Annotated in this window: 13 protein-coding genes; 7 read left to right on the top strand and 6 right to left on the bottom strand. The window is 67.8% G+C overall.

Annotated features, from left to right (window positions below):
- Window positions 1-115, top strand: a 115-nt coding sequence (locus tag WB508_RS04105; RefSeq protein ID WP_423843613.1) for an acyl-CoA dehydrogenase family protein, incomplete at its 5' end; no start/stop codon positions are given.
- 31 nt (window positions 116-146) lie between these two features.
- On the opposite strand, the gene WB508_RS04100 is transcribed toward WB508_RS04105, so the two are convergent.
- Entirely contained in the window at window positions 147-1397 is a 1251-nt protein-coding gene (locus tag WB508_RS04100) for a glycerophosphodiester phosphodiesterase (RefSeq protein WP_423843611.1), read from the bottom strand.
- Between the two features lie 110 nt (window positions 1398-1507).
- Between WB508_RS04100 and WB508_RS04095 the strand changes: the two genes are divergently transcribed.
- Genes WB508_RS04095 through WB508_RS04080 form a run of 4 tightly spaced genes read left to right on the top strand, consistent with a single transcriptional unit; the run spans window position 1508 to window position 4454 of the window.
- Complete coding sequence (locus tag WB508_RS04095) at window positions 1508-2011, top strand: general stress protein (protein ID WP_423843612.1); 504 nt, start codon at window positions 1508-1510, stop codon at window positions 2009-2011.
- Window positions 2008-3042 (top strand): MaoC family dehydratase, encoded by a 1035-nt coding sequence (locus WB508_RS04090; protein WP_423843610.1) that lies wholly within the window; start codon window positions 2008-2010, stop codon window positions 3040-3042. Before WB508_RS04095 ends, WB508_RS04090 begins: the two co-directional genes overlap by 4 nt.
- On the top strand, window positions 3039-3623 hold the full coding sequence (locus tag WB508_RS04085) for a histidine phosphatase family protein (RefSeq protein WP_423843609.1): 585 nt from the start codon (window positions 3039-3041) through the stop codon (window positions 3621-3623). The genes WB508_RS04090 and WB508_RS04085 overlap by 4 nt, the downstream gene beginning before the upstream one ends.
- A gap of 9 nt (window positions 3624-3632) precedes the next feature.
- Window positions 3633-4454 (top strand): PHP domain-containing protein, encoded by an 822-nt coding sequence (locus tag WB508_RS04080; protein WP_423843608.1) that lies wholly within the window; start codon window positions 3633-3635, stop codon window positions 4452-4454.
- A gap of 11 nt (window positions 4455-4465) precedes the next feature.
- Here WB508_RS04080 and WB508_RS04075 read toward each other — a convergent pair whose 3' ends face one another.
- From WB508_RS04075 to WB508_RS04060, 4 genes are read right to left on the bottom strand one after another with little or no spacing between them, the layout of a single operon-like run.
- Window positions 4466-5179: an FAD-binding oxidoreductase gene (locus WB508_RS04075; protein WP_423843607.1), complete on the bottom strand. Its 714-nt coding sequence runs from the start codon at window positions 5177-5179 to the stop codon at window positions 4466-4468.
- Window positions 5176-5796 carry a sulfite oxidase-like oxidoreductase gene (locus tag WB508_RS04070; RefSeq protein ID WP_423843606.1) on the bottom strand — a complete coding sequence of 207 codons (621 nt, stop codon included), beginning with the start codon at window positions 5794-5796 and terminating at the stop codon, window positions 5176-5178. Before WB508_RS04070 ends, WB508_RS04075 begins: the two co-directional genes overlap by 4 nt.
- Window positions 5793-6629 carry an alpha/beta fold hydrolase gene (locus WB508_RS04065; RefSeq protein WP_423843605.1) on the bottom strand — a complete coding sequence of 279 codons (837 nt, stop codon included), beginning with the start codon at window positions 6627-6629 and terminating at the stop codon, window positions 5793-5795. Before WB508_RS04065 ends, WB508_RS04070 begins: the two co-directional genes overlap by 4 nt.
- Window positions 6626-7384: an SDR family NAD(P)-dependent oxidoreductase gene (locus WB508_RS04060; protein WP_423843604.1), complete on the bottom strand. Its 759-nt coding sequence runs from the start codon at window positions 7382-7384 to the stop codon at window positions 6626-6628. Before WB508_RS04060 ends, WB508_RS04065 begins: the two co-directional genes overlap by 4 nt.
- Window positions 7385-7481: 97 nt before the next feature.
- Between WB508_RS04060 and WB508_RS04055 the strand changes: the two genes are divergently transcribed.
- Together WB508_RS04055 and WB508_RS04050 are read left to right on the top strand one after the other, a co-directional pair.
- Window positions 7482-8288, top strand: a complete 807-nt coding sequence (locus WB508_RS04055) for a ParA family protein (RefSeq protein ID WP_423843603.1) — start codon at window positions 7482-7484, stop codon at window positions 8286-8288.
- A gap of 9 nt (window positions 8289-8297) precedes the next feature.
- Complete coding sequence (locus tag WB508_RS04050; protein WP_423843602.1) at window positions 8298-8963, top strand: L,D-transpeptidase; 666 nt, start codon at window positions 8298-8300, stop codon at window positions 8961-8963.
- Between the two features lie 46 nt (window positions 8964-9009).
- Here the strand turns inward: WB508_RS04050 and WB508_RS04045 are convergent.
- The coding region (locus tag WB508_RS04045) for a DEAD/DEAH box helicase (protein WP_423843601.1) at window positions 9010-10138 on the bottom strand (1129 nt) is incomplete at its 5' end.

Below are 10138 nucleotides of genomic sequence, written 5' to 3'. Positions count from 1 at the left end.
GTACGAGATCGAACGCCTCTACCGCGAGTCGGCCTTCATGCTGATCGGTGAGGGTACGTCCGACATCCAGAAGATGATCATCGGTCGAGCCCTCCTGAAGGACTACCAGGCCTGATCCAGCCTCGTCCTCGCGGGACGACAGCAGATCAGTAGGAGATCGTCCGGTAGCCGGTCATCTTCACCGTCACGGTGGCGGTCGAGGTCATGCGGATCCTGAGGCGCCCACCGTCGCCCGGCGAGGCGTACACGGTGTAGGTCTTGGTGCCGTTCGGGATCTTGGTGCGGACGCCATCGATGCCTGATCGGCTTCCCGCCGGTGCCAGCTCGAACTCCCCAGATCCCTTTCCGGTGACGGTGACGGAGAACCGAGCGCCGTCCAGCAGCGTCATGGCGCGATCGTTCAGCAGTCCGGTGCCGCCAGCCACCCGGATGAACGTCTTGGTGTCCTTCTTCAGCGATCGTTTTGCGAGCACGGTCTTGGGTGATGTCGAGGTGGTGGTGTGGGTACGCGTCAGCGGTGCTTCCTCGAGGTCGGCGAGCAGTCGATCCAGATGCCGCCGTCTGGCCACGGGGTCATCGGCGCCGAAGGCCCAGGATCGGTGGGCCAGTGCGTAGCGCACCTGCTTGTCGCCCTGCAGGTAGATGAGCCCTGCCGTCATGCGTCCGTGATCCGCGATGAACTGTGACAGCTGCTCATTGGTGTCGGATGCGTTGATGGTGAACGACGTCGCTCCCACATCCTTCGCGAGACGAACGGCTGTGTAGACGTACGCGGTGGTGGGCTTGGAGCTTGTCGATGTCTCGAAGGCGACGAGGGCTCGGCCCGGGCTGTACTGGCGAATGGTCGTCGCGTAGTCACGCCAGTAGAACGTCGAGTAACCCACCTGGTCGCGCGGCAGATTGGCGGTGTTGACCGTGGTGGTCACGGCCTTGGCAAAGGCCTTCAGCTCTGACGAGGTCTGCCCGCTGTCACGCTTCAGCTCGATGTTCAGGTCCACGTCCGTGCCGCGGACGACGTCCAGCAGGTCGACCAGGCGGGGTACTGGCTCACCCGAGCAGCGCACCAGGCTCAGCTCGGCCCAGGTCATCTCACGCACCCGGCGGCCGGATCTGGTGCAGGTGGACGGCAGGGTGGCATCGTGCACCAGGACGGGAACCCGATCCTTGGTCCACCGGACGTCGCTCTCGATCCGGTCGACGACGGGTTCTCGCACGGCCTTCTCGAACAACGCCACCGAGTTCTCCGGCGCTCCCAAGGCCGGTCCGCCGCGGTGCGCCTCCACGATGAGGTCGTCGGGGCCGGGTGTCGAGGGAGGTGCGGCCACGGCAGCCGCCGGGACGACCAGCACGGCCAGAGCGAACGCGATCCTGAGCAGCTGCCGAGGCAAGGGGTGCACCGGGGATCCCGTCCAGGTCGATGGCGTGTCGAGATGATGGTGACACGCCGGACGCCGTTGACTGGGCATTTCGAACCGACCGAATGGATCGCGTCCTCGCGCGGGTCGATATCGTAGGTGTCATGTCGTCCTCGCAGCCACAGATCTTCAGCCTCCAGTACCCGCAGTCGCTTGGCGTCTACGACGACTATGCGGCCGCGCAGAAGGCTGTGGACTATCTGTCCGACGAAGAATTCCCGGTTCACGACGTGCTGATCGTCGGTACCGACCTCAAGCAGGTCGAGCGGGTCACCGGACGCCTCACCTGGGCCCGGGTCCTGATGGCTGGCGCCGGGTCTGGCGCGTGGCTGGGTCTGCTGATCGGCCTGCTGCTGAGCGTCTTCACTGAGGGCAGCGCGTCGGCCCTGGCGACAGTGCTCGGGGGCGTCGGCTTCGGCGTCGTCTTTGGCGTGGTGTGGGGGGCCCTCGGGTACGCTGCCACGCGTGGTCAGCGCGACTTCAGCTCGGTGCAAAAGGTCGTGGCCACCAAGTACGAGGTTCTGGTCGAGCACAAGTTCTTGGCGCAGGGACAAGAACTGCTGGCCCGGATGCCCGGGCGACCGGTCAACCTGTGAGCAAGACCAACGCCGGCAACTTCTTCGAGGACTTTGCCGTCGGACAGGTCATCGATCACGCCACTCCCCGCACGATCACCGAGGGTGATCGCGCGGTGTACGGCGCGATCTACCCGACGCGATTCGCCGTGCCGTCGTCGGCAGCCTTCGCTGCCTCGGTCGGACTCGACCCCGCCCCGGTCGAGGAGCTGATGGCCTTCCACGTCGCCTTCGGCAAGACCGTGCCGGACGTGTCGCTGAACGCCGTGGCGAATCTGGGCTACGCCGAGTGCCGCTTCCGCCGGCCGGTCGTTCCCGGCGACACGTTGCGGACTTCGTCTGAGGTCATCGGACTGAAGCAGAACTCCCATGGCAGGACGGGCGTCGTGTACGTGCGATCGACCGCCACCAACCAGCGCGGTGAGATCGCTCTGGACTGGGTGCGCTGGGTCATGGTGCGCAAGCGAGACGTCGAGGCGGCTGCGCCCGACGCTGTCGTGCCGACGCTGGCCGACGTCGTGTCGGCCGAGGATCTTCCGATTCCCTCCGGCCTGGACTTCACCGACTACGACTTCGCTGCAGCGGGTGAGCCGCATCGCTTCGGCGACTACGCGATCGGCGAGAAGATCGATCACGTTGACGGCGTCACGCTGACTGATCCTGAGCACATGATGGCCACCCGGCTGTGGCAGAACACCGCCAAGGTGCACTTCAACACCGAGGCGCGTCCTGACGGCACCCGGCTGGTCTACGGCGGACACGTCATCTCGATGGCACGGGCGTTGTCGTTCAACGGCCTGGCCAACGCCCAGCTGATTGCGGCGATCAACGCTGGCGCGCACACGGCACCGGCGCTGGCCGGCGACACGATCTACGCGTGGTCCGAAGTGTTGGACACCGCCGAGACCTCCGCTCCTGGCGTGGGTGCGCTGCGGTTGCGGTTGGTGGCCACCAAGGGGCGCGACGAGTCGATGAACCTGCGCGATGACGCCGGCAAGCACGCTCCGGGCGTGCTGCTCGACCTCGACTACTGGGCTCTCGTTCCCCGATGAGTGCCGAGCTGTGGCTGGTCAGGCACGGCGAGACCGAGTGGAGCGCCGTCGGGCGGCACACGTCGATCACCGACCTGCCGCTCACGGCCGCCGGCGAGGCCGAGGCTGTGACCCTGCGCCCGGTGCTCGCGAAGGTCGAGTTCACCCAGGTGCTGACCAGCCCGCGGCGACGCGCGAGCCACACCGCCGAGCTGGCCGGCTTCGGCGAGGCCGGGGTCGACGAGGACCTGGTCGAGTGGGCCTACGGCGAGTACGAAGGCATCACGACGCCGGACATCAGGCTGACCGACCCGGGCTGGAGTGTGTGGACGCACCCGACGCCCGGCGGCGAGACTGCGCAGCAGGTAGCCGAGCGTCTCGACCGGGTGGTGGCGCGGACTCGGATGATCGAGGGCCGCACCTTGGTCTTCGCCCACGGGCACTCGCTGCGTGCGTTGGCCGCCCGCTGGCTGGGTCTCGACGTCGTCGTGGGGCGCCACCTCGGCCTCGACACGTCGACCGTCTCAGTGCTCGGCGACGACCGCGGAACACCCGTCATCCAGCGGTGGAACGTCAGCGAAATGGTCAGTGGCGCGCACTAGTCTCGGGGCATGCGCATCGACCTGCACACTCACTCCAACCGCTCCGACGGAACCGATGATCCAGCGGTTCTGATCGAGAACGCGGTCAGGGCGGGGCTCGATGTCGTTGCGCTCACCGATCACGACGCCACGACGGGCTGGGACGAAGCGCAGGTGGCTGCAGACCGACTAGGTATTCGGCTGATCCGCGGCATCGAGATCTCCACCACGTTCCACGGCGCCAGCGTGCACCTCCTGGGTTACGAGTTCGATCCGCATGACCCCGCGCTCAACGCCGAGCTCGACCGCGTCCTGGCCGGGCGTGACCGACGACTCCCGCGGGTGCTTGAGCTGCTGGCCGAGCACGGCATGCCCCTCACCGAGGCTGATGTCGCTGCGCAGTCGGGCAACGCCGCCGCCTCAGGGCGTCCTCACATTGCTGACGCCATGGTGGACAAGGGCTACGTCGATCATCGCGACGACGCCTTCGACGGATGGCTCGACACGGGTGGCAAGGCGTACGTCGCGCGGTACTCCGCACCTCTGGAAACCGCCATCGCGCTGGTCAAGGCGGCGGGCGGACGCACCGTGATCGCGCATCCGTGGTCCAGAGACAGCCAGCGTGTACTGAGCGCCGAGGCCCTCGCCGACCTTGCCGGCATGGGGCTCGACGGCATCGAGGTCGACCACAACGACCACTCGGCTGAGGCCCGCGAGGCACTGCGCACGATCGCCGCTGACCTGAACCTGGTGGTCACGGGCTCCAGCGATCACCACGGAGCCGGCAAGATCGACTTCGACCTGGGCTGCAACACCACGGCGCCCGATCAGCTGGAGCGGCTGCTCGGCTGAGTGGTCGCGGGTCAGCCGGTGGCCCCGAACTGCTCGACCCGCACGGTGTCGGCACGGACACCGGACTCAGCGAGCAGCCGACTGGCGTAGCCGACGAAGCCGACCGATCCGCACACGTAGGCCCGCCGGGTCCCGTCGACCAGCGGTGCCACTTCGTCGGGGTACGGCGGAGCCGAGACCCGTTCGGTGCCGTGGTCGTCGATGCGGTTCTCCTGGGTCAGGGCGATGAAGGCGCCGTAGGCCGCCAGCTCATCGGCGTACGGCAGCAGCTCCCAGGTGCGTCCGACCGCAATCACGCGCAGGTCGTCGCCACGATCGTGGAGCGTGGCCCAGCGCATCATCGAGATGATCGGCACGAGCCCGGACCCGCCCGCCATAGCGACGGCCGGTTCCTCGCCGCGCCAGGTGAACCACCGTCCGATGGGCCCTCGCACCTCGAGCTGGTCACCGAACTCCAGCACGTCGTGCAGGTGCCCCGACACCTCGCCGTCCGGCATCTGCTCGACCAGCAGCTCGATCTGTGGATCTCCCGGATCAGAGGCGACCGAGTAGGACCGTTGCGCTGTGTAGCCGTCCTCGGCTCGGAGTCGCACCACGTAGTGCTGACCCGGCAGGCTGGGCAGTCGGTCGGGCACGTCGAGCCGGATGCGCACGAACCCGGGTGCGGGGTGCGCGATCTCGGCGACGGTGGCGACCTGCCAGGCCGTCGGTCCGACGGTCGTCACGGATCACCCACGTAGCGCTGCTCGAGCCATGGGTCGCCACGATCGTGGTACCCGTTGGTCTCCCAGAAGCCGGGGCGATCATGCTCGACGACCTCGAGTCGCTCAAGCCACTTGGCCGACTTCCAGAAGTACAGGTGCGGCACCAGCAGCCGGACGGGGCCGCCATGATCGGGGGTGAGGGCCTTGCCCTCGGCCTCCCACACGACCCACGCCTTGGCGCCGCGGAGATCCTCCAGCGGCAGGTTGGTGGTGTATCCGCTCGCTGTGTGCGCGATGACGTAGGCGGCCTCGTCGGTGGGGTCCGCGGCCTCGAGCAGCGTGTCGACACTGACCCCGGTGAAGTCCATGTCGAACTTCGACCAGGTCGTGACGCAGTGGATGTCCCGCGTGATGGTCTCGCTTGGCAGCGCGTGCAGGTCGTCCCACGACCAGGTGCTCGTGGTGCCCACCGACCCATCGATCGTCAGCGTCCAGTCGTCGGTCCGTACCGTCGGCGTCGGCTCGGCCGACAGCACCGGCCAGTTCTCGCCGACGTCATACTGCCCCGGCGGCAGGGTGCCCGGGTCGGCAGCGCGACGGCGTCCGATGAAGCCGCGGGTGATGGGTACGTCGGTCATGAGTGCATCTCCAGGAAGGGCAGCCAGGCCGCCAGCAGGCCTGGGGTGTTCTCGATGGCAGGGGAGTGCGCCGAGCCTGCCACGACCTGGATCGACGTTCCAAGGCGTTCTGCCATGTGAGACTGCTGCTCGTGCGGCCACGCGTCGTCATCGGCCCCGCGACCGACCCAGCACGGCACCCCGGTGTCCAGCACGGCGTCGATGACGTCGGGTGCGTCGATCAGGTGCTGGGTCATGGCTCGGAGCGATGCCTCGCTGTTGCTGGTGAATCGGCGCAGCAGGAAGTCAGCGATGTCATCTGGCCGCGACTCGCCCTGCTCGCGCATCGCGTGCAGCTGGTCGAGTGGGACTGAGCCGATCGCCCGCACGATCTGGTGCAGTGGGCGCTGCGGGGAGTCGCCCAAGGCCCCGGGGCCGGTGGACAACAGGCTCAGAGACGTCCAGCGCGCCGGGTCGTCGACGACGGCCCGCTGCACCACGAGCCCGCCGAAGGAATGACCGAGCAGGTGAGACGTGGAGAACCCGGCTGCGCTGGTCACCGCGGCAGCGTCTGCCGCCAGCGCTGCCAGCGAGTAGGAGGCCGCATCCGCATCGCCGGGAGTCTCGAATTGTCCGCGCTGGTCGTAGGCCGTCGCCGCGAATCCAGCCGCCGCCAGCGCCGGCAGCAGCGGAGTGAAATCCTCCTTCGAACCGGTCCATCCGGGGACCAGCAGCACATGGGCCCGTGCGCGCGAGGCCGGGGAGACGCGGTGCGCGGCGAACGGTCCGCGGTCCGTGTCGACCGTCGAGACGACGACCTCCGGCGGAAGCTGCACACTCCGGGGAACGCTCATCGGCCGCGCTTGGCCATCCGACTGACCAGCGGCTTGGGCATGTACTGGGCCAAGGTGGCGAGCACCTTGTAGCGGACGGAAGGGACCGACAGCGCTTTGTCCTTCTCCAGGTCTTGCAGCGACTTCTTGACGACGTAGTCGGGCTTGAGCCACATCCACCGCGGTACGCCGCTGATGTCCATCTGGCCGCGCTGATGGAACTCGGTGCGCACGAAGCCGGGACACAGGGCCTGCACCGTGATGTTGACGTCGTCGTAGTGCAGATCGGCCCAGCGCGACAGGTTGACCAGCCACGCCTTGTGCGCGGAGTAGGCGCCCCGCGGGGTGAAGGCAGCCACGCTCGCGACGTTGATGATCTTGCCGCCGCCGCGTCCCGCCATCGCCTTGATCGCCGCGTCCATCAGGTGCATGGGCGCGCGGACGAGCAGATCCAGCTGGCTGTCCTCGTCGGCGATGTCAGTGGTGCCGAACCAGCCGGCCATCGACGAGCCGGCGTTGTTGACCAGCAGCTCGATGGGGTGGGACGTGTCAGTCAGCCGAGTGGCAACGGTGTCCATGCCGGCGGAGGTGCTGAGATCGGCAGTGATGACCTCGACGCCGACATGGTGCTTGGCGCGAAGATCGGCGGCCACCTGCTCCAGCCGGTCGGTGGTGCGGGCCACGATCACCAGGTCGTGGCCGTGCGCAGCGAGGGTGCGCGCGAAGGAGTTGCCGATTCCGGAGGTGGCACCCGTGACCAGTGCGCGACGCGTCATGGGATCAGCATGCCAAACAGGGGACCGTGGGCCCGCACCGACTGGGACAACGAATTGCGTGAGACGGTGTCACTCGCCGCCGGCGGGCGGTGGCACAATGGCGCACGTGACGACGACGATCGCGGTGGCGAATCAAAAGGGCGGGGTCGCGAAGACCACCACGGTCGCATCCCTGGGGGCTGCCTTGGTCGAGCTGGGCCAGCGCGTGCTGCTGGTCGATCTCGATCCGCAGGGCAGCCTGACGTTCTCGCTGGGCATCGACCCCGAGGAGCTCGACCTCACGGTGGGGGAGGTGCTGCTGGGTACCAGCCAGCCCGCTGACGCGATCTTGGTCACCGACGACGGCATGGACCTGATCCCGGCCAGCATCACGTTGACCCAGATCGAGGAGACGCTGATGTCGCGCACCGGCCGCGAGCAGCGGCTGCGGGTCGCGATCGACAAGATTGCCTCCGAGTACGACATGATCCTGATCGACTGCCCGCCCAGCCTCGGGGTGCTCACGGTCGGCGCCCTCTCGGCAGCCCACCACGTGCTGATCCCATTGCAGGCTGAGACGCTGTCGCACCGGGGCGTCGGCCAGCTGCTCGACACGATCTATGACGTCAAGCAGTCGATCAACTCGACGCTGACGATTCTCGGGGTGCTGCCGACGATGTACGACGGTCGCACCCGGCACGCCCAGAACGTGCTGGCTGCCATCTCCGAGACCTATGACCTGAACGTCATCGAGCCGGCGATCCCCAAGTCCATCCGGTTCGCCGAGGCTCCGGCGGTCGGTCGAACCGTGTTGTCCACGGCCAGCAGGCACAAGGGCGCTGAGGCCTACCGCGAAGTCGCGAAGGTGCTGATCGCAGCCACCGCGAAGAAGAAGGTTCACCCCAGCGAGGCCAGTCAGACGTAGACTGCGGCCGTGCCCCAACCCACCCACCGAGCCCGTCGATCTCGCGCGCCCCGGCGCCTGGGCGTGATGATGGGTGTGCTCGTGGTGAGTGCATCGACTGCCGTGGCCGCGGTGGCGGTGGCTCCTCAGTTCACCGAGGCGTCGACGTCGACGGTCTCCTCACCCTCCTCGCTGGAGCAGGTGAGTCTGCCGCCTGTGCCCGATCCGGTCGCGAGGATCAAGGAGGCCGAGCCCGTCGACATCGAGCCGGTGAGCGTCGAGGAATCCACTGCGCTGCCTGCCGGGTCCGGCTCGGGTCGGCGCATCGTGTTCGATCAGAGCGATCAGCGGGTGTGGCTGGTCGGTGACGACGGTCAGGTCGCTCGCACGTACGCGGTGTCGGGCAGCCGGTTCGACAATCTGCAACCCGGCAGCTACCGGGTGCAGTCCAGAAATCGGCACGCCACGGCCTTCGATGCCAGCGGAAGCATGGAGTACTTCGTGCGGTTCGCCACCGGCCCCAACGCGGCGATCGGCTTCCACTCGGTGCCGGTCGACAATGCCGGGGTCCTGGAGCAGACCAAGGCTCAGCTCGGCACGCCGCTGTCGGCTGGCTGTGTACGACAGTGGAAGCCAGACGCGATCGCCCTGTGGGAGTTCGCGCCCGTCGGCACCGCCGTGGTCGTCACGGCGTAGCCCCGCGAAGGGTCGCTCAGTCTCAGCGGCTCATCGGCGGGGTCGCTTACTCGGACTTGGCGACCGTCTCGCCGGAGCGAGTGCGGTTGCGGCGGCGCCGGTTGCGGTTGTTGCCGCCGCCGTCGGCACGAGGGCCGTCGCTCTTGACGCTGGAGTCTGACGATCCGGAGCTCTGACGCGGGCGTCCGCCGCTCTGACCGCTCTGACCGCCACGGCCGCCACGATTGCCACCGCGGTCGTTGTCGCGTGGCTCCTTGGGGCTCGGGGGCTTGAGACGGCCCTTGACTGCACGGTCGATGGCCATGTCGTGAAACAGGTGATCGGACGTGGAGTAGGTCTCGACCGGCTCCTCGAAGGGCAGGTCCAGCGCCTTGTTGATCAGCTTCCAGCGGGTCAGATCCGCCCAGTCGACGAACGTCACGGCGATGCCGGACTTGCCGGCGCGACCCGTGCGTCCGATGCGGTGGACGTAGGTCTTGTCGTCCTCGGGGCAGTTGTAGTTGATCACGTGGCTGACATCCGTGACGTCGATGCCACGAGCTGCGACGTCGGTGGCCACGAGCGTGTTGACCTTGCCCTCGCGGAACCGGTTGAGCGCCTTCTCGCGTGCCGGCTGGGCCATGTCGCCATGCAGCGGCGCGGCGGGAAAGCCGCGGTCGATCAGGTCATCGGCGACGCGCTGCGCGGTGCGCTTGGTGCGCGTGAAGATGATGACGCGTGCGACGTCGTCGGCCTGCAAGATGCGGGCGAGGACCTCGGCCTTGTCCATCTCGTGGGCCTGCCACACGAACTGCGACGTGGTGGGCACGGTCTGTCCGGCGTCCTGGCTCTCGGCCCGGATGTTCATGGGGTGGCGCATGTGCTTGCGCGCCAGCGAGACGATGGCCGACGGCATGGTGGCAGAGAACAGCATGGTCTGGCGGGTCTCGGGAGTGCGGGACAGCAGCGACTCGACGTCGGGCAGGAAGCCCAGATCCAGCATCTCGTCGGCCTCGTCCAGCACGACTGACTTGACGTGCGACAGGTCCAGAGCGCCGCGGTTGGCCAGGTCGAGCAGACGGCCCGGCGTGCCGATGACGATGTCCACGCCCTCGGCCAGTGCGTCCAGCTGCGGGTCATATCCGACGCCGCCGTAGATCAGCAGGCTGCGGGTACCGCGCTTGGCAGCGGCGGTG

Source organism: Aeromicrobium sp. (assembly GCF_049586495.1).
GTDB lineage: Bacteria > Actinomycetota > Actinomycetes > Propionibacteriales > Nocardioidaceae > Aeromicrobium.
This window is presented reverse-complemented; position numbering and strand designations above follow the sequence as displayed.